The organism is Streptomyces sp. WAC03905 (assembly GCF_057371075.1).
Window position 1 is genome coordinate 6,730,664 of record NZ_JBXYDZ010000003.1, and the last position, 18,387, is coordinate 6,749,050.

17 protein-coding genes and 1 pseudogene are annotated in these 18,387 nt (G+C 74.6%); 4 read left to right on the forward strand and 14 right to left on the reverse strand.

Annotated elements, in window-relative coordinates:
- Positions 1-26 precede the first annotated feature (26 nt).
- Positions 27-2,093 (forward strand): SpoIIE family protein phosphatase, encoded by a 2,067-nt coding sequence (locus AC2RP6_RS32890; protein ID WP_486450534.1) that lies wholly within the window; start codon positions 27-29, stop codon positions 2,091-2,093.
- A 49-nt stretch (positions 2,094-2,142) separates the two neighbouring features.
- On the opposite strand, the gene AC2RP6_RS32895 is transcribed toward AC2RP6_RS32890, so the two are convergent.
- Together AC2RP6_RS32895 and AC2RP6_RS32900 are read right to left on the reverse strand one after the other, a co-directional pair.
- Positions 2,143-2,910, reverse strand: coding sequence for an NPP1 family protein (locus AC2RP6_RS32895; RefSeq protein WP_486449480.1), 768 nt, complete (start codon positions 2,908-2,910; stop codon positions 2,143-2,145).
- Between the two features lie 514 nt (positions 2,911-3,424).
- Positions 3,425-4,312 carry an SDR family NAD(P)-dependent oxidoreductase gene (locus tag AC2RP6_RS32900; RefSeq protein WP_486449481.1) on the reverse strand — a complete coding sequence of 296 codons (888 nt, stop codon included), beginning with the start codon at positions 4,310-4,312 and terminating at the stop codon, positions 3,425-3,427.
- Positions 4,313-4,398: 86 nt separating this feature from the next.
- On the opposite strand from AC2RP6_RS32900, the gene AC2RP6_RS32905 reads away from it, so the two are divergent.
- Positions 4,399-4,863, forward strand: coding sequence for a MarR family winged helix-turn-helix transcriptional regulator (locus tag AC2RP6_RS32905; RefSeq protein WP_486449482.1), 465 nt, complete (start codon positions 4,399-4,401; stop codon positions 4,861-4,863).
- A gap of 4 nt (positions 4,864-4,867) precedes the next feature.
- On the opposite strand, the pseudogene AC2RP6_RS32910 reads toward AC2RP6_RS32905, so the two are convergent.
- From AC2RP6_RS32910 to AC2RP6_RS32960, 11 genes and pseudogenes are all read right to left on the reverse strand, one after another.
- Positions 4,868-6,284 (reverse strand): annotated as a pseudogene (locus AC2RP6_RS32910) (HAMP domain-containing sensor histidine kinase).
- The gene (locus tag AC2RP6_RS32915; RefSeq protein WP_486449483.1) at positions 6,281-7,003 is read right to left on the reverse strand and encodes a response regulator transcription factor; all 723 of its coding nucleotides are present in this window, start codon (positions 7,001-7,003) and stop codon (positions 6,281-6,283) included. Before AC2RP6_RS32915 ends, AC2RP6_RS32910 begins: the two are co-directional and overlap by 4 nt.
- A 31-nt stretch (positions 7,004-7,034) precedes the next feature.
- Positions 7,035-7,628, reverse strand: coding sequence for an HPP family protein (locus AC2RP6_RS32920; protein ID WP_486449484.1), 594 nt, complete (start codon positions 7,626-7,628; stop codon positions 7,035-7,037).
- 265 nt (positions 7,629-7,893) lie between these two features.
- The gene (locus tag AC2RP6_RS32925; RefSeq protein ID WP_486449485.1) at positions 7,894-8,490 is read right to left on the reverse strand and encodes a hypothetical protein; all 597 of its coding nucleotides are present in this window, start codon (positions 8,488-8,490) and stop codon (positions 7,894-7,896) included.
- Positions 8,491-8,575: 85 nt separating this feature from the next.
- Complete coding sequence (locus AC2RP6_RS32930) at positions 8,576-9,358, reverse strand: cytochrome c biogenesis CcdA family protein (RefSeq protein ID WP_486449486.1); 783 nt, start codon at positions 9,356-9,358, stop codon at positions 8,576-8,578.
- Positions 9,355-9,969, reverse strand: a complete 615-nt coding sequence (locus tag AC2RP6_RS32935; RefSeq protein WP_486450535.1) for a TlpA family protein disulfide reductase — start codon at positions 9,967-9,969, stop codon at positions 9,355-9,357. Before AC2RP6_RS32935 ends, AC2RP6_RS32930 begins: the two co-directional genes overlap by 4 nt.
- Entirely contained in the window at positions 9,966-10,757 is a 792-nt protein-coding gene (locus tag AC2RP6_RS32940; protein ID WP_486449487.1) for a thioredoxin family protein, read from the reverse strand. Before AC2RP6_RS32940 ends, AC2RP6_RS32935 begins: the two co-directional genes overlap by 4 nt.
- Positions 10,758-11,065: 308 nt before the next feature.
- Positions 11,066-11,623 carry a hypothetical protein gene (locus tag AC2RP6_RS32945; RefSeq protein ID WP_486449488.1) on the reverse strand — a complete coding sequence of 186 codons (558 nt, stop codon included), beginning with the start codon at positions 11,621-11,623 and terminating at the stop codon, positions 11,066-11,068.
- Between the two features lie 202 nt (positions 11,624-11,825).
- Complete coding sequence (locus AC2RP6_RS32950) at positions 11,826-12,686, reverse strand: CAP domain-containing protein (protein ID WP_486449489.1); 861 nt, start codon at positions 12,684-12,686, stop codon at positions 11,826-11,828.
- A gap of 378 nt (positions 12,687-13,064) precedes the next feature.
- A complete protein-coding gene (locus AC2RP6_RS32955) occupies positions 13,065-13,508 on the reverse strand; it encodes a VOC family protein (protein WP_486449490.1) in 444 nt (147 codons plus the stop codon).
- A 70-nt stretch (positions 13,509-13,578) separates the two neighbouring features.
- Positions 13,579-14,736, reverse strand: a complete 1,158-nt coding sequence (locus AC2RP6_RS32960) for an agmatine deiminase family protein (protein ID WP_486449491.1) — start codon at positions 14,734-14,736, stop codon at positions 13,579-13,581.
- A gap of 338 nt (positions 14,737-15,074) precedes the next feature.
- Between AC2RP6_RS32960 and AC2RP6_RS32965 the strand changes: the two genes are divergently transcribed.
- Both AC2RP6_RS32965 and AC2RP6_RS32970 read left to right on the forward strand, forming a co-directional pair.
- On the forward strand, positions 15,075-15,656 hold the full coding sequence (locus AC2RP6_RS32965; protein ID WP_486449492.1) for a TetR/AcrR family transcriptional regulator: 582 nt from the start codon (positions 15,075-15,077) through the stop codon (positions 15,654-15,656).
- Between the two features lie 419 nt (positions 15,657-16,075).
- Positions 16,076-17,335 carry an MFS transporter gene (locus AC2RP6_RS32970; protein ID WP_486449493.1) on the forward strand — a complete coding sequence of 420 codons (1,260 nt, stop codon included), beginning with the start codon at positions 16,076-16,078 and terminating at the stop codon, positions 17,333-17,335.
- Here the strand turns inward: AC2RP6_RS32970 and AC2RP6_RS32975 are convergent.
- A complete protein-coding gene (locus AC2RP6_RS32975; RefSeq protein WP_486449494.1) occupies positions 17,307-18,362 on the reverse strand; it encodes an FUSC family protein in 1,056 nt (351 codons plus the stop codon). The two genes, AC2RP6_RS32970 and AC2RP6_RS32975, sit on opposite strands and share 29 nt — an antisense overlap.
- Between the last annotated feature and the right edge of the window lie 25 nt (positions 18,363-18,387).

Sequence of the window (18,387 nt, forward strand, 5' to 3'; positions counted from 1 at the left end):
CGGACCGGGAGGCCGGCTCGTGGCTGCTGGACGAGGCGCTGACCGCGACGATCCGTCGGACCGGGGCGTCCGCGGGCGGGTTCCACCTCTGGGACGGGCCCGAGCGCGGCCTCCTGGCGCTCGTCGTCCTGTGCGGCGTGCCGGCCGATGTGGCGTGGCCCTGGCACCGCATCCCCGTGGGCTCCTCCACCCCCGTGAGCGACGCCGTGCGCGAGGACCGGCTGGTGTGGATCGGCTCGCAGGAGGACCTGGCGCACGACTACCCGCAGGCCGCGGTCAGCCTGCCGTACGAGTTCTGCCTGGCCGCGGCTCCGCTGAAGGGCCGCCGCGGCGCGCACGGCGCACTCTTCCTGCTGTGGCCCGCCGGCCACGCCCGTACCGCGAGCGCGCGCGAACAGCACCACGTGATCTCCGCCGCGCGCCGTATCGCCCGCATGCTGGACGAGGCCGACGATCCGCCGGTCGTGCCCGAGCGGCCCCGCGTCATCCCGGTCGCACCGCCCCGCACCTACGGCGCACGGCCGGCGCAGGCCGCCGCAGACTGGGCCGAACGCCTGCCGGAGGGTGCCCTGGCCCTGGACCTGGAGGGCCGGATCACCTTCGTGGACGGCACCGCCGCGGACCTCCTCGGCCGTACGTCCGGCCGGCTGCTGGGCACCTGGCCCTGGCAGTCCCTGCCCTGGCTGGACGCACCCCTGGTCGAGGACCGCTACCGGTCCGCCGTGGTCAGTCGCGAACCGGTCGAGTTCACCGCCCTGCGCCCGCCGGACATCCCGCTGCGCTTCCAGCTCTACCCGGACTCCAGCGGCATCAGCGTCCGCGTCACCCGGCCCGCCCGGCACGTGGAGACGCCCCCGGCCGGTCCTACCGCGGGCGCGGCCGTCGCGCACACCGGCCGCATCCACCAGCTCCTGCACCTCGCGGCCGCCATGACCGAGACCGTCACCGTCCGCGACGTCGTCGAGCTGGTCGCCCACCAGGTGCTGCCCGCGTTCGGCGCGGACGCGCTCGTCCTGTCCGCCGCCGACGCGGGCCGCCTCAAGATCACCGGATACCACGGCTACGACCCTGCGACCATCGAACGGCTCGACGGCCTGCCCCTCGGCACCGGGCTGACCCCCGCGGGGCAGGTACTGGCCGACGGCGTCCCCGCCTTCTTCGGGGATCCCGCCGCGATGGCCCGGGCCCATCCCGGCGCGCCGCGGATCAGCGGCAAACAGGCGTGGGCGTTCCTGCCGTTGACCGTCTCCGGCCGCCCGGTCGGCTGCTGCATCCTGTCCTACGAGCGGCCGCACGACTTCACCGCCGACGAGCGCGCCGTCCTGACGTCCCTGGCCGGGCTGATCGCGCAGGCCCTGGACCGGGCCCGGCTCCACGACGCGGCGCACGACCTCGCCCACGGCCTCCAGCAGGCGCTCCTCCCGCACACCCTGCCGGTGGTGCCGGGGCTGATGGCCGCCGCCCGCTACCTGCCCGCGGGTCACGGCATGGACATCGGAGGCGACTTCTACGACGTCATCCCGCTGGACGCCACCACCGTCGCGGCGGTCATCGGCGACGTCCAGGGACACAACGTCGCCGCAGCGGCCCTCATGGGCCAGGTCCGCACCGCCATCCGGGCCGCCGCGGGCGCCCCGCCCGGCGCGGTCCTGGCCCGCACCGGCCGCCTCCTGGCGGGGCTGGACACCGAACTCCTCGTGTCCTGCCTCTACGTCCACATCGACCTCGCGAGCCGGTGCGCGACCCTGGCCAGCGCCGGACATCCGCCGCCGCTGGTGCACGCCCCGGGGACCCGGCCGCGCCGCGTGGACCTCGACCCCTGCCCGCTCCTCGGCATCGGCGCCGACACCCCCTGCCCCGTCACCCGCCTGGAGCTGGCCCCCGGGACCCTGCTGACCCTCTACACCGACGGGCTGGTCGAGAAGCCGACGGCCTCCGGCGTGGACGCCGAGCGCGGCACCGAGGACGTGGCCGCGGTCCTCGCCGCGAACGACGGCGCGGACCTGGACGAGTTGATCGAGGCCCTTCTGCACGGCACGGGCGCCGCCGCCGTGCACGCCGACGACATCGCGCTGCTCCTCCTGCGGCTGTGACCGCGGGAGGAGCGGCGGCGTCGGCCCGGCGGTGCGAGGGCGGGCCCGGCTAGAGGTACGGGTCGAAGGGGATGCCCGCCGGCTTGGCCTTCGCCAGGTGGGAGGCGAAGGAGCCGTCCTTCAGACCGAAGTGCGCGCTGCCGAAGTCGGCCTGGCTGAGCTTGTCCCGGAGCGTCGCCGGGTATCCCGACCAGCCGACGAGCGTGGGGTACTGCCAGGTGCCGCGGTGGTTCTCCGGCGGTTCGTCGTTGGTGTTCGCCGCGCGGAAGCAGTGCGTGCCGATTCCGTCCTTGTGGTAGACGATCTTCGGATGGGTGCCGTCCCAGCGGATCCGGTCCCGTGCGTGGACCTCGAAGTCGCCGTGGGCGGAGGTGGCGACGTACTTCGCCTCGTCGTCCTGGATCCAGACCACGACGTGCTCCCAGTCGTGGCGGTGGCCGCCGAGGCTGATGCCGGGGATCGCCTGGTCCTTCTCGAAGTAGAGGGCGTAGACCACGGCGCACCAGCCGTTGTTGCAGGTCCAGCGCGAGTATCCGTTGGTGTTGGCGAGGTCGGACGCGTCCCGGCAGTTGCCGTCGAGGGCCCCGGTCGGCTTGAGTCCGCCGTTCAGCACCCCGGTCGGGCCTATGGCGGGCGTCGGGTAGCAGCCGTCGGTGTCGTAGTCGTACGCGGGCTGGAAGGTCCGCTCGATCGCCTCGGCCTGGCCGGGGAGCGCCGGGGGCGGAGCGGCGAAGGCCACCTGCGGGACGCCGACGACGAGCGCGAGGGCGGCGCCGACGACGGTGAGGGATCTCCGGATGTGACGGTTGGTCCGCACAACAGGCCTCCTGGCCGGTCGGGTTCGGGGGTGGCGGGCCGGAGGCGGCCACCGCCGACCGACGCGTCCGGAGCATCATTCGCGAACCGGGTCGCCGCGGCAAGGGTCCGCGCAGCGGCTGCCTGCTGCGCGGGAGACGCAACTCGTCGTGAGAGGAGAAGAGTTGAGGAAATGTCAGACATGAGGCGCGGGCGGAGGGGCGTAGGAGCCGGCCCCGGACGCGCGGCGGGTCCGCCCCCGGGAGCGGGGGCGGACCCGAGACGGCGGCGGGGCGCCGTCACACGGTCACAGGCCGACCGTGTTCATGAGGATGATGGCCGTGAGGTTCAGCAGGATGACGGCGATGACGACGCCGATCGAGATCCAGGCCTTGCGCGATTCGTCCATGGGCGCGGGTCACCTCCCGACGGGGACGCGCCGCCGCGCGGCGGTCCGGCGGCCGGACGGCGGCCCGGCCGGCCTCCTCCCATGATGGCCCCGCCGCGGGCGGAGCACATGTCCTGCCGCCCGCGCGTCAGGCGCCGACCCAGGTCCCGGTCATGCCGAGGACCGCCGCGCCGTCCAGGTCCGTCAGCTTGGTCCCGGTGAAGTCGCGGGCCCACGGGGAGGTCTGGATGCGGAAGGCCGGCCGGTCGGCGGTCAGCGCCTCCATGACCGCCTCGGCCGCGCCGGCCGGGGTCTGGGCGGCGTCCGCCGTGAACTGGCCGACCGTGCGGTCGATGTAGGTGCGCAGCGCGTCGGCGTACGGTCCGGCCGCGGCGATCCGGGCGTCGAGGTCGAGTCCGATGTTGTTGACGAACTCGGTCGCCACCGCACCCGGCTCGACGACGGACACGCTCACGCCGAGCGTGCCCGCGACGGGCGCCAGGCTCTCCATGTACCCCTCGACGGCGAACTTCGCCGCGCAGTAGGCCTCGTTGAAGGGCTGGCCGACGACGCCGCCGACGCTCGTGACGGTGATCAGACGGCCTCCGGTGGCCCGGAGGTGGGGGAGCGCCGCCTTGGAGACGTTGAGCACGCCGAAGAAGTTGACCTCCATGACCTCGCGGACGTCGGCGACGGTCTCCAGCTCCAGGGTGCCGAGGTGTCCTGCTCCGGCGTTGTTCACCACGGCGTCCAGGCGGCCGTAGTCCGCGATCACGCCCTCCACGGCGGCGGTGACGGACTCCTCGTCGACGACGTCCAGCCGGCGGATGTCGATCTCGACGCCCGCCTCCGCGGCCGCTGCGCGCAGGGCGTCGGCCCGGCCGGTGTCGCGGAGGGTGGCCACCGTGCGCCACCCGGCGCGGGCCGCGGCGACGGCGGCGGTCAGACCGATCCCGGAGGACGTGCCGGTGATCAGGACGGTACGGACGGGGGCGTCGGCGGCGGTCGCGGCGGATGCGGTGGGGCGCGTGGACATGGGGTACCTCGGAAGCTCGGGTTTATGTGCGTGCACACACACCTTAAAGTCGTGTGCGTGTGCACGCAACCTCTAGACTGTGCGACATGCCGAAGAAGCTCACAGAAGCCGAGATGCCGGCGGCCGACTACGCCTTCTACGGGCTGGTCTGGGCCGGTACGACCATGACGGACCGCGTGGACAAGGCCCTGATCAAGGCCCACGACCTGCCCGTGTCCTGGTTCGAGGTGATGCTGTGGCTGGCTTCCAGCCCCGAGCCGGTGCCCGCCTCCGTCCTGGGCAACAGCACCCTGCTCAGCCGCAGCCAGGTCTCCCGGGTCGTCGACGCCCTCCAGAGCCGGGGCCTGGTCACGCGTACCCCGTCGGCGCGTGACGCCCGCTCGGTGGAGGTCTCGCTCACCCCGGCCGGCCGCACCCTCTTCACCGAGGCCGACACCACCCGCCGCGAGGCCCTGGCCCCGGTCTTCACCGGCCTCCTCGACGCGGCCGACGTGGAAGCCCTCGGCACGGTGTGGCGCAAGCTCAAGGCGGCCGCCAAGGGCGCCGCCTGAGTCGTCAGCGGCCGCGCGGCCAGGGCGGGCGGCGGCGCGACGCCGTGCGCGGCCTGCGGAGCCTGCGCCCGGACGGCGCCGACGGCGCCAGCGCGAACGTCACCGTGATGTGCGCGCCCCCCAAGGGGCCGCGGGCGATCCGCATCGAGCCGCCCGTGGCCGTCGCAGCCCGCTGCGCGATGTCGAGGCCCAGCCCGGTGGACCCGGTGCTGCTCCCGCGGGACAGGGCCCGGTCCGGTTCGGGGATGCCCGGACCCCCGTCCTCCACGACCAGCTCCACGGCCTGCGCCGTGCGCACGACCTGGACGCCGAACGGCGTCCCCGGCGCGGTGTGCCGGAAGATGTTGCCGATCAGCGCGTCCACCACGGCGGCGATGTCGTCGTCGGAGAGGCTGACCGCCGTCGGTTCCTGGGTGAGGTCGAGCGTGCAGCAGCGGTTCTGCTGCTCCGCCAGCACCGACCAGAAGGCCGTACGGCGCCGTACGACGTCGGCCGCCTCGCAGCGCGGACCGGAGGACCCCGAACCGGCGGACGCCTTGCCCGCGGCCGGTTCCGTACCGAGCAGCCCCTGACCCATGGGGCCCACGGCCAGCGGGGTGCGCGCCGCGGCGATGATCGCCTGGAAGCTCCGTCTCCAGCTCGCCGACCGCCGCCTCCACCCGCGCCGACTCCGGCGTGCCGGCCATCCGCTCCGACGCCAGGTGCAGAGCGGTCAGCGGGGTCCGCAGCCGGTGGGACAGGTCGGCGACGAGTTCGCGTTCGACGGCGAGCAGCTCGGTCATCCGGTGGGCCATCGCGTTGAAGGCGATGCCCGCGTCGCGCAGCTCCCGCGGTCCCATGGGGTCCACGCGGGTGTCCAGATCACCCTGGCCCAGCGCCTGCGACGCCTGCGCCAGCCGCTTCGAGGACCGCACGACCTTCGCGCCGAGGCGGTCGGCGACCAGCACCGAACCGGCGACCAGCCCCACCGCGAGGAACAGCATCACCGCCCACGACTCCTTGACCCCGCGGGTGAGCTCCGCCTCGGGGACGAAGTTCTCGATGACGGCGACCTGGTCACCGGGGAGCACCACCGGCTGCAGGCAGATCCAGCCGTTCGGGATCTCCTGGGAGATCGACTCGCGCCCCTGCTGGGCCCGTTCGAGCAGCGCCGCCGGGGCCTTGGACGGCCCGAGGGCCCCCGAACCGGGCAGGTGCACCACCAGGTGCTCCGCCGCGTCCAGGCTCGCCGCGGACTCCCGCAGCGCGTACGGGTCCGTCGTCAGGGTGAGGACCGGTGCCAGGGCCGCGGCCCGCTGCTCGGCGGCGTTGACGCCCTGCTCCTTGACCAGCGACATCACCAGCATGGCCAGCGGTATGAGGAAGGAGAGGGCGACCATGGAGGTCACGGCGAGGGCCACTCCGGCCAGGGAGCGCCTCAACGCGGGGCCACCAGCTTGATGCCGACGCCCCGCACCGTCAGCAGGTAGCGCGGGGCCGCGGCGCGTTCACCGAGCTTGCGCCGCAACGACGACAGGTGCACGTCGACGGTCTGGTCGTCCACGTACGGCTCCCGCCAGACCTCCGTCAGCAGCCGCCTCTTGGAGACGACCTGCCCCGAGTGGTGGGCCAGGAACGCCAGCAGGTCGAACTCCCGCCGGGTCAGGCGCAGCTCCCGCCCGGCCAGGTACGCGGTGCGCGCCCCCGGGTCCACCGCCAGCTCGCCCACCACGGTGGCCCGCAGCGGTTCGGCCGCCGCCGCGACGGGAGCGCCGGCGGCGGCTCCGGCGGGCGGGACGTGGCTGGTGCGCCGCAGGACGGCGGAGAGGCGGGCGACGAGCTGTCCGCCGGAGAACGGCTTGACCAGGTAGTCGTCCGCGCCCGCGTTGAGGATCTTGATGATTTCGGCCTCGTCGTCGCGGGCGGTGGCCACCAGGACGGGCACGGAGGATATGCCCCGGATCATGCGCAGCGCGTCCCCTCCGTCCAGATCGGGCAGCCCCAGGTCGAGGACCACGGCGTCGACCGGCGTCTGCGTGACCTCGCGCAGGGCGCCGAACCCGTCGGCGGCGCTGCGCACGGCATACCCGTGTTCCGTCAGGACCTCGATCAGGGACTGGCGGATGCTGGGGTCGTCTTCCACGACCAGGACGCTCGGCATGCGGACACCTTAGGGGTCGCCGCGCCGGCGCTCACCACCAGTACTGCGGATAGCGGGCTCCGCTGCGGCGGGCGCGCGAGAGGGCGCACCCCGCGAGGACGATCAGCAGCGCCGCCCCGGCCAGGAGCGGTACGAAGGTACGCGGATCCGGCGTCCGCAGCACGATGACCACGGCGGTGGCGCAGGCGGGGGAGTGCGGGGTCCGGGCCAGGGTCATCACCGCGAGCGCGAGCCCGGCCGCCACGGCCGCCACCCAGGGCGAGCTGCCGAAGGCGGCGAGCCCCGCGTACCCGACGGCGGCGCACAGCAGATGGCCGGCGATCACACTGCGCGGCTGGGCCAGCGGCAGACCGGGCACGCTGTGCACGATCGCCGCCGACGCGGCCAGCGGGGGGATCAGGACGGGTTCGTGGAGGGCGGCGCCGATGGCCACCAGGCCCAGCATCACGGCGGTGGCACCGCTGACGCTGTGCAGGACGGTGCCCGGCGCCGGAGCGGGGGCGCGTCCCACGAGGCGTGACGGGATCCGGGTGCGCGCGGCCACGGCCGCGGGCGCTGCGGACCGCGCCGGACGGTCCTGCGCGTGCTCGCGCTCGCGTTCGGGGGCGATCTGGTCGGTGCTCAAGGGGGATGACGTCTTCGGGGCAGGGCCGGCGGGCGTGCGTCCGTCCGGCGGTGAACGGCGGGGAGGGCGGGATCACCCGGCAGGCCCGCGCGATCGGTGGGTGGGCGGCCGGCGGGCCCGGGGCGCGGCGGCCCCGGGTCGGGGCGGACGCTTACCCCTGGATCATACGAAGCCGCCCGAACCGGGCGGCCGCCGGGTCCGCCGCACGCCGTGCCGCACCGGTCCGGGCGGCCGCGGGTCCGCCGCGCGCCGGTCCGGACGGCCGTCACGGGGCCACGAACGTCGGGCCGTCACCGGTCACGCGCAGCCGCACGGGGTGGTCGGACACCGGAATGGTGCAGCCGTCCCGCGTGCTGCAGCTCGCGTAGCCGACCAGGACCGTCGCGTCCCCGTCGCCCGCGGCGCGGACGGGCAGCGTCGTGGTGACGGGGCCGTCGGGGTAGACGGGGACCGGGGCGTCGACACCGGGAATGCTGATGGACCGCACCTCCCCGGCCGCTTTGAGCGGGCCTTGCGCCGCGAGGGCCCCGTTGACCCCCACGGCGGTCGGCCGGCCGACCCCCTCGATGCCGGTGGCGGGCAGCTCGGTGCTGTAGAGGTGGAAGCCCGCGGCCTCGGGCGTGAAGACCGCCGTGAGGGTGCCCGCGGAGGCCTTCCAGTCGGTCACCGACAGGGTGACGGTGACGCCGTTCTCGGAGAACCGCGTCGTGGGGGCGGGGCCGGAGGCCGGGCCGGGGGCCGGGCCGGGGGCGGCGGCGTCCGCGGCGGGCTGCCCGCCGCATGCCGAGAGCGCGGCCAGGCAGAGGAGGGCGGCCGCGACGCGGGCCTTCCGGGAACGACGTACGGACGAGGAAATCTTCATCACTGCCTCTGTGGTGCGGGAACGGATCCCGGAGCGGATCCGGGCGAGAGGGGCGGGGGCGGGGGCGGGCTGTCGCGGGCACGCCCTACAGGGCCGTGCTGAAGCTCGCGCTCCACAACTGCAGCGTGTAGACCATGTCGTTCCACACCCCGGTGGCGAGCAGGACGCCGACCAGGACGAGCATGCCGCCGCCGGTCCGCAGGACCCACGGGTAGTGCCGCTTGACCAGGCCGAAGGCGCCCAGCGCCCGGCGGAAGGCCAGTGCGGCCAGGACGAACGGCAGCCCCAGTCCCAGGCAGTACGCGGCCATCAGCAGGGCCCCGCGGACCGCGCTGGCCTCGGTCCAGGCGAGGGCCTGCACGGCGGCCAGCGTCGGCCCGATGCACGGGGTCCAGCCGACCGCGAACACCGCCCCGAGGGCCGGGGCCCCCGCGAGTCCCAGCGCGGGCCGCCGGTGGCTGCGGAACTCCCGTTGCGTGAAACCCGGCAGGAACCCCATGAAGGACAGCCCCATGAGCACCGTGAGGACACCCAGCACCTGCGTGACCGTCTCCTGATGGGCCAGCAGGCTCCGGCCGAAGTACCCGAACAGGGCGCCGCCGGAGACGAGGACCGCGGTGAAGCCCAGCACGAACAGCAGCGCACCGGTCGCCATCCGGCTGCGCCGTCCGCCGCGCGCGTCCGCCAGGTCGGCGACCGACAGGCTGGTCACGTAGCTGAGGTAGCCCGGTACGAGCGGCAGCACGCAGGGCGAGAGGAAGGAGACGAGTCCGGCGACGAACGCCACGGGGGCCGCGATCGCGAGCGTTCCGTTGACGAGGGAGGGCGCGTCCGCGAGGGCGAGCGACCACTGCCCGCCCGCCGTCACGACTCCTCCCGCAGGACGCGCGCGAGCAGGGGCCGCAGCTGCTCGTCGGTGACGGCGCCGCCGATGGCGGCGGCGACGCGCCCGCGCCGGTCGATCACGAGCGTCGAGGGGATCGCCTGCGGGTTGACCAGCGAGGGCGGTAAGCGGAGCAGGAGTTCGCCGTCGGGGTCGTGCAGGCTGGGGAACGTCATGTCGTGAGCGCGTACGAAGGACCGTGCGGCCGCCCTGTCCCGGTCCCGGGTGTTGATCCCGAGGAAGCGGACCCCGTCGGCCCGCGTCTGCCGGCTGAGCCGCTCCAGGTCGTCCGCCTCCGTACGGCACGGACCGCACCAGGAGCCCCAGGCGTTCAGGACGACGACCTGGCCGCGGAAGTCACCGAGCGCGACCCGTTCCCCGTCCAGGTCGGCTCCGGCCAGGGCCGGCGCGTCCGGCCGGGAGGCGGGGTCCATGACCGCCGCCCCGGCCGCGGAGCGGACCGTGTCCGGCCCGCCCGCCGCGGACCCGGGGGCCGGGCCGTCGTCCGTGCAGAGCCCGGCGACGGCCAGCGCGGCCGCCACCGCCAGCCCGGTACCGGCCGGGACGAGCACGGACGCCCGTACGGGTCCTCTCATGACGCCCACTTGCGGAGGAAGGAGTTGATGCCCTCCGAGGTGAGCGACGGGTTGCCCGTGACATGGGTGTCGGTGCGCACCGTGCCGGACGGTGAGACCACGACCAGGACCGGCATCGTGTAGGTGCCGCCCGAGGGGCTGTACTTGCGCAGCAGCGCGGAGTTGGCGGAGTTGTTGCCGCCGATGTCCACCTTGACCAGGTGGTACGAGGACCCGAGGATCCCGGCGGTCTGCGACTGGGCGAACACCTTGTCGGCGGCCTTGCAGTTCCCGCACCAGTTCGCGCCGAAGTCGAGCAGCACCATCCGCCCGTCGGCCTTGGCCGAGCGCAGCGCGGCGTCGATCAGCTTCTGCGCGTCGGCCGAGCTGTCGTAGCCCGGACCGGGGACCTTGGCCGGCGCGGGCGCGGCGGAGGTACGGGCGGGCTTGGCGGAGCCGCCGCCGGACGAGGAGGAACCGGACGGGGCCCGCGTCGGGGCCGGCGAGGAGGAGGCCGGGGCGGAGGCGGACGCGGAGGCGGACGGCGAGGCCGACGCGGTCGGGGAGGCTTCGGCGGAGGCCGTCGCCGACTCCGACGGGAACGCCGGGGACGACTGGCCGGCCGTGGCCGTGGCCGCGGCGGCGGAGCCGGCGGGCTCGGAGGACGGTCCGCAGGCCGCGGTCAGGCCCGCCGCCACGACGGCCGCGGCGACCAGCGGCAGGCGCCGTCCCCGGGCCGGGGCCGAGCGGGGCGACGTCGTACGGGGGCCGGCACCGTCGGCTCGGTCGGCGCGGACGGGTCGGAGCATGCGAGAACTCATGGCGAAGACACCCCAAGGCACGGTTCGGACTGCGGGATGGGCGAAACGCCCCCCGGCTCGGTGAAACCGGCGGCCCGACGGTGCTCGGGGCGTCGTGCCCCGGGGCCGGGGGCCGCTCGGCTGAGGCGAGCATAGGACCGCTCGCGGCCTGCGGAACCGTGTCGGCGCGATCTTGAGCTTGCCCTAAGGAAGAGCTCACCTTCCGCTTCGCCGGGGCTCTGCCGGAAGCGGGCGGATCGGTCGTACCGGCCGTAACGCCGAGGTCGACCGGCGGGGTTGGCGGGCCGGCCCGGACGTCAGAAGGACGATTCGCGGACGCTGGCCTTCGCTCCCGGATCGATCGTCGCCGTGATGACCGAACGGTGGTCGGAACTCGTGAACGTGACGGTGAGGGTGCTGTCCGAGGTCTGCGACGTGGAGGTCTTGAAGCCGCGGCCCGGGATCGCGGAGATCAGGCACACGCCCCGGCTCCCGTACCGCACCGTCACCTTGCCGCCCTGCGAGGGGACGGTGTAGAGGCCCGCTCCGCCTTCCTCGCAGTCGACGTTCCGCGGCGCGGCGCTGCGAGGGGCGCTCGACGTGGCCTTGACGGGCGTGGGGGCGGCCGTCGTCGGGGTGGGCCGCTGCGAGGCCGTCGGCGAGGGGCTGGCGGACGCGCTCGGGGACGGCGCGTCGGCGGGCGGGCTCCCCGCCTGCCAGGCGGGAGGCGTGTCGATGACCGTCGGGGCGGACCGTGCGACCGGGGGCGTGTGCCGGGTCGAGCCGACCACGAACTGGACCGTGGCGAGCACGGCGGTCACGCTGGCGGCCGTGCACGACAGCCATATGAGCAGGTAGCGCGGAGTTCGGGGCACGGCCCCATAGTCTCCGACGCGCAGGCCGGTCTGTCACCGGCTCCCCCCGAACCGGTTCGCGCCGGCGGGCGAACGCCGACGTCCTCCCGCCCGCGAACGGGTGGGAGGACGTGGCTGTGGGGGGTGGTTCGGGGGGATTCAGGGGCTTTCGCCCGCTGGAGCGGCCCTGGAGCGGCTTTCGGGGCCGGTGTCCGGGCTCCGGTTACCTGGAGGCGCCGAAGTTCTGCGTCCACCACGGGCCGCCGTCGCCCTTGTGGACGCCGATGCCGATCTCCTTGAAGGCGCAGTTGAGGATGTTGGCCCGGTGGCCGGGGCTGTTCATCCACGCCTTCATCACGGCGTCCGCGTCGGCCTGCCCGCGGGCTATGTTCTCGCCCAGGTTGGACCACTTGTAGCCGGCGGCCTCGACGCGGCTGGTCATGGTGGACCCGTCCGGCCCGGTGTGCGACATGACGCCGGCGCGGGCCATGGTGTCGCTGTAGCCGCGCGCGGCGGCGCTCAGCTTGGCGTTGGTGGTCAGCGCGCCGCATCCGGCGGCCGCCCGCTCCTTGTTGACCAGGGCGAGCACGGCGGACTCGGCGTCCCCGTTGACGGTGCCGCCGCCCCCGCCCGTGCTGCCGCCCCCGCCGGATCCGCCCGAGCCGCCGGAACCTCCGCCGGAGGTGGTGGCGGGCTTCTTCGGGGGCTTGGCGGCGGGGGAGGACTCCTGCTTGGCAGGGCTGCTGCTCTGCTCCGTCGCGGGGTCCGTGGGGGTCGCCGAGGCCGAGGCACCGGCATCGGGCGACGCGGACGCGCTGGCGTTCGTCGAGACCGTGGCGTCGGTGGTGGGCGTGGGGGCGTCGGGGGTCGGGGTCGCCGTCCCGGCGCCCGTCCCGGAGGACGCGCCGACGGCGCCGTCGGCCCGCCGGTCGGTGCGCGCGTCATCGCCGGAGTCGGCCACCGCGACCCCCACCGCCACCACCGCTGCGGCCGCGGTGACGGACAGCACGATGCGGGTGCGCACCGTCTTCTTCCGCCGGGCCTCGACGCGGGTCTGCGTTTCGGGAGTTCGGCTGCGGCTCATGCCGGTAACACCTCGCAAGAGAAGGGGAGGAGGGGAGTCCGCCTGAGCCTAGGCCCGTGATCAGCCCGAATCGCCCCTTGGAGGGCTTCTTCAAGTTCCCTTAAGGAAGCCCGCAGGGTCAACACAGGGACGAGTCGGGCAATCCCCCCAACTCCCCCTGGCGTGACGCCTCCTGCCTCCGCCCCGGTCTGTACACGGCCCCAAGAAGGCTCCCCTGCACGGGCATTGCTCCGGCGGGACGCTGCAGGGCAACGGGCGGGGCCGAGCCGCGGGCCGCCGCGGACGGGCGGCCCGGCGCTACGTGCGGAGACTTCCTGGGGCCCTGTCCGCGCGTCCTGCCTGCCCGGTGGGCGGCCGGCACTCCTGTGCGGACACTCCTCAGGCGCCGAAGTCGGGCAGGATCAGGGAGCCGTCCTCGGTCAGGGTGAAGCCGGGGTTGTGGGCGATCTCCCAGGCATGGCCGTCGGGGTCGGTGAAGACGCCCGAGTAGAAGCCGATCGCGTTGACGGCGGCCGGGCGGGTGACGGTGCCTCCCGCCGCCGCGGCCGCGGCGAGGACGGCGTCCACCTCGGCGTCGGTGCGCACGTTGTGCGCCAGGGCGATCCCGCCGAAGCCGGCCGGCGGCGCACCGCTCGGAGCGTCCGGCAGACCGCAGTCCGCGGCCAGTTTCGCACGGTCCCAGAGGACCAGCGCCAGCCCGCCCGCCTGGTGGAAGACCGTCTCCTCGACCTCGGTGCCGCGCCAGCCCAGCGCCGCGTAGAAGCGCTTCGCGCGGGCGAGGTCCGTGACGCCCAGGGTCACCAGGCTGATCCGCTGCTCCATCCCGCCACGGTACCGCGTCACGGCCGGGCGGCCCCGGACCGGTGGCGGGAGGCCCACGGGCCCGCTGCGGTCAGGCGGCCGGCTTGCCCGGCTGGTCGTGCGTCGAGCAGTGGATGCCGCCACCACCCGACGCGATCGTGTCGATCGCCACCGGTACGACGTCCCGCTGGGGGAAGTGCTCCTGCAGGATGCCGCGGGCCCGGTCGTCGGCCTTGCGGTCACCGAACTCGGGCATGAACACGGCGTCGTTCGCGATGTAGAAGTTGGCGTAGGTCGACACGAAGTCGTCGCCCTCGCCCGTGATCCGGCTCAGGTCGGGCTGCGGCAGGTCGATCACCTCGAAGCGCCGGCCGCGGGCGTCCGTCGCCTTCGACAGGGCGGCCTTCGCCTGGTCGGCCGAGCGCGACCAGGAGTCCGCCGGGGTGCTGGGGTGGGCGCGGTCCAGCAGGACGACACCGGGGGCGGTGAACCGTACGAGGCTGTCCACGTGCGCGTCGGTGATGTCCTCACCGCGGACGCCGGCCAGCCACACCACCTTCTGGACGCCCAGGGTCTGCTTGAGCTCCGCCTCGATCACGTCCCGGTTCTTGCCCCGGTTGCGGTTGTCGTTGACGATCGAGCTCTCGGTGACCAGCAGGGTGCCCTCGCCGTCCGTCTCGAAGGAACCGCCCTCGGCGACCAGCGGGGCCTGGACCCGCGGGATCCCGTACTTCTGGAGCACGGCCCGGGCGACCGCCCCGTCGTTCCCGTGCTCCTGCTTGTTGCCCCACCCGTTGAAGTTGAAGTCGACCCCGACGACCTTGCCGCCCTCCTCAACGAACACGGGGACGGTGTCGCGGGCCCACAGGTCGTCCACCGCGAGCGGGACGATCTCGACGTCGTTGCCGCAGGCCCGCTGGGCCGCGGCCACCTGGTCGGGGCGGGCCATCATGACGACCGCCTCGTACTTACCGACGGCCCGGGCGATCCGGGCGATGTCCTCGCGGACGTGGCGCAGGTCCTCCTCCCACACCCCGGCCGCCAGCGCCGGCCAGGCCATGAAGGTCCGGGTGTGGCTTTCCCACTCGGCACCGAGGCGGCGCCCGTCGGCCGCGGGGGCGGACCTCTTCGTGGCGTCCGGCTGCACTCCGACCGCGGACGGGCCGCAGGCCGAGGCGCCCGCGACGATCGCGCCGATTCCGGCGAGGGTGCGCAGGACGGTCCGGCGGGTGGGGGTAAGGAAGGACACGGGGAACTCCGATCGTGGGCCGGCGGAAGGGGGTACATCCGACCAGGGCGGGCGCGCATGTCACGTAGGCGGACAAACCGGCCCTACGGACAAGGGTGCGCTCCCCGCGCCGCGAACGGCCGCTCCGCACGGAGAAGTGCTGCGGCCTCGTGTCGCCACTCTGACACTGACTGAAATTTCAGTCAAATGGCAGGGGTGCGGTCCGCGGTCCGACCGACCGTCCCTTCAGCGAGGACCCGCGGCTGCGGACCGACGTCCGCCGCACGCCGTGCCCGGCCCCCCGGTGCGACGCCGGGCCGCGTACTTCGGCACCGGAACGCCCCGGTAGGGTGCGGTCCATGGCGTCTCGCAGCACTCAGATCCTGGAAGCGGCCGCCCGGGTGATCGCCCGGCGCGGGGTCCGCGGGCTGCGCGTGGAGGAACTCGCGGCCGAGGCGGGCGTGTCGACCGCCCTGATCTACTACCACTTCAAAGACCGCACCGGGGTCCTGCGCCAGACCCTCGAGTTCATCAACGACCGCGCCGAGCGCTACACCACGGACCGCGACCCGGACGACCCGCCGCTCACTCCCCGGGAGGAGCTGGAGGAGACGCTGCTGCTCGAACTCCAGGACACCGTCGAGGTCCGGGAGAACAGCTCGGCCTGGGGTGAACTGCGGGCGAGTGCCGTCTTCGACGAGGTGCTGCGCGAAGACCTGGCCCGGGCCACCCTGGTGTGGGTCCAGGAGGTGGCGGCGCTGCTGGGCCAGGTCCAGCCGATGGCGCCCGCCTCCTCGCTCGCCGCCGCCGCGGAGCGGCTCACCGCGCTCCTGGAGGGGCTCAGCATGCGCTGGCTCAGTGGCGGCATCAAGATCGGTCATGCCCGGGAACTCATGAGCGGCGCCGTCGACGCCGAACTCGCCGGTCTCCGCCAGGGCTGATCCCGCCCGCCCCGGTTCTCTTCCCTTCCTTCCCGCACGACGGAATTCCGCGCCTCGGTAGCGGGGCTTTTCGCCGCTGCGTTCTTCAGACTGAATTTTCAGTCAGTATCGGAGGGAGCCGCAGGCCGAGCCGCCGACCGACACTCCACAGGGTCCCTTGCGGGACACTCCACGCTCCTCCTCGCCACCCGCGCGAACGCTTCGGCACCGGCCTGCTGTTCGCCACCCTCGACCTCGCCGCCGCCATCAGCGACCGGCTCTTCGTCATGTCCGCCGGGCGGATCGTGGAGAGGCTCGCCGCGATCGACGGACAGCCGCTCCGCTGAGGGTGCCTCGGTTTGACCCGGCGGGGCGCCGCTCGCTTTGATCCCCCTGGCGGCACCACGGCCGCCCGTACGGAGAGCGGGGCTGGGCGGATCATGAGGGGCGGGCGGTCGCTGGGCCGGCGGTTCGGGTGGCTCTGGACGTCGTACGCCGTCAGCACGCTCGGCACCTGGCTGGCCTTCGACGCGTTCCCGCTGATCGCGATCCTCGTCCTGCACGTCGGGACGAGCCAGGTGTCGCTGCTGGCGGCCGCGGGGCCGGCGGTCGGCGCGGTGCTGGCGCTGCCGCTCGGCCCGTGGGTGGAGGCCCGCCCCAAGCGGCGGGTGATGATCGCGATGGACCTGCTCCGGTTCGCGGCGCTGACGAGCGTGCCCGCGGCCTACCTGCTCGGGGCGCTCACCTTCGCCCAGCTCCTCGTCGTCTCCGTCGTGGCCGGCGCGGCCGGCATCGCCTTCACCGCGGCCGGCGGGGCGTGCCTGAAGGAACTCGTACCGCCGCAGGACCTGCTCGTCGCGAACGGCCGCTTCGAGTCGACGACGTGGACCGCCACCATGCTCGGGCCGCCGCTCGGCGGGGCCGCGATCGCCGCGTTCGGGCCGGTGGTGACCGTCATGGCCAACGCGGTGAGCCACCTGCTCTCGGCCGCCGGGATCCGCGCGATCGGGGGAGCGGAGCCCCGCACGGAGCCCGCCGGACCGCGGCGGCAGCGGCCGCGGCTGCGGGCCGGCGACCTGTTCGAGGGCTGGCGGCACATCCTCGCCGACGCCGTGCTGCGCCCGCTGTTCCTCAACTCGGTGCTGGTCAGCGGATTGATCATGGCGACGTCGCCGCTGCTCGCCGTTCTCATGCTCGGCCCCCTGGCGTTCGCGCCCTGGCAGTACGGGCTCGCCTTCGCCGTGCCCTGCCTGGGCGGCCTGCTCGGTTCGCGGCTGGCGCCGCGGCTCGTCGCCCGGTTCGGGGAGCGCCGGGTCATGCTCACCTCGGGAACGCTGCGTGCGTGCTGGCTGCCGTGGCTGGCGCTCGTCGGCTCCGGCCCGAGCGGGCTCGTCCTCGTCATGGCCGTCGAGCTGGGGCTCATCACCTGCATGGGCGTCTTCAACCCGCTGCTGGCGACCTGCCGGCTCGCCCGGACCCCCGCGGACCGGGCCGCCCGCACCCTGCTCGCCTGGTCGGTGTCGGGCAAGGCCGTGGTCGCCGCGCTGACCGCCCTGTGGGGCCTGCTGGCCGTCGCCACCGGCCCCCGCGCGGCCATCGCCCTCGCCGGTGTCCTCGGCATGGCCACCCCGCTGCTGCTGCCGCGGTCTGCCCCCGTGGACCGGCCGGCCCTCAGCGGCGGGCCGCGAGATGGTCGTTGAGGGCCTCGTGCGTCAGGTGCAGACCGGCCCGCAGGACGGCGTCGTGCCGGGTGGGGTGGGCCGCCCTGTGCGCGAGGTCGAGGCGGCGGGCCCGGTCGAGCTCGGCGGCGAACCCGTCCCCGCGCAGGGCGGCGTCCAGCGCCAGCGCGGTCGACCGGACCAGCGGAGCGAGGGCACGCAGGGCGGCGTCGGGCGCGGCGGCCGCGGTGGTGTCGGCGGCCGAGGTGGTGTCGGCGGCGCGCGAACCGCGGGCGCGTTCCTGGAGCTCCTGGGTGAAGCACTGGAGGGTCACGGCGCTCCGGGCGGCCAGCCCCAGGCGCCCGTCGAGCCCGTCGGGCGGCCTCCGGGTGCGCCGGCGCCGTGCGGCCCGGTCGAAGGCCGCGCGGGAGGCCTGCGGCCGGAGCCACAGCCCGGCCCCCTCGGGCAGCGGATCCGGAGCTGCGGGCGGCCCGCCGCGGGCGAGCCGGCCGGCCACTCCGTCGAGCAGACGCCCGACGCCCGCCCGGTACGCCTCCAGGCCCTCGGCGGCCGACCGGTAGGGATCCGGCGGCCACAGCAGCGGTGCGAGCAGGACGACCACGGCGATCCCGACGAGGGTCTCCGCCAGGCACGCCAGCGGATACCCCGGCAGTGCCGTGGCGTAGATCATCAGCGCGGTGATGAGGACCTGCTGGTTGGGGGAGCCGGGCCGGCCCAGCAGGTACATGCCGGCGCAGCCGCACACCAGCACGGCCGGGAAGGTCAGGGACGAGGGCGGCAGCCGGTCCAGCAGGACCGTGCTGAGCAGCACGCCCACGAAGACCCCGAGCAGTCGCTCCCACGCCAGGCGCGGTGCCGCGTACACGTCCTCACGGAGGATCAGGACGGCCGGCAGCGCGGCGGGGACGGGCGCCGTACTGGTGCCCCACCACAGGCAGAGGTACCAGGGCACCGCGGCGCAGATCACCAGGCGGGCACCGGACCGCAGCCGCGCGCGGGCGGAGGGGGCCTGCGGTTCGAGAACGACCGTACCGGGCATGCCAGACATGCCGGACATCGTAGGCTTCGCCGTC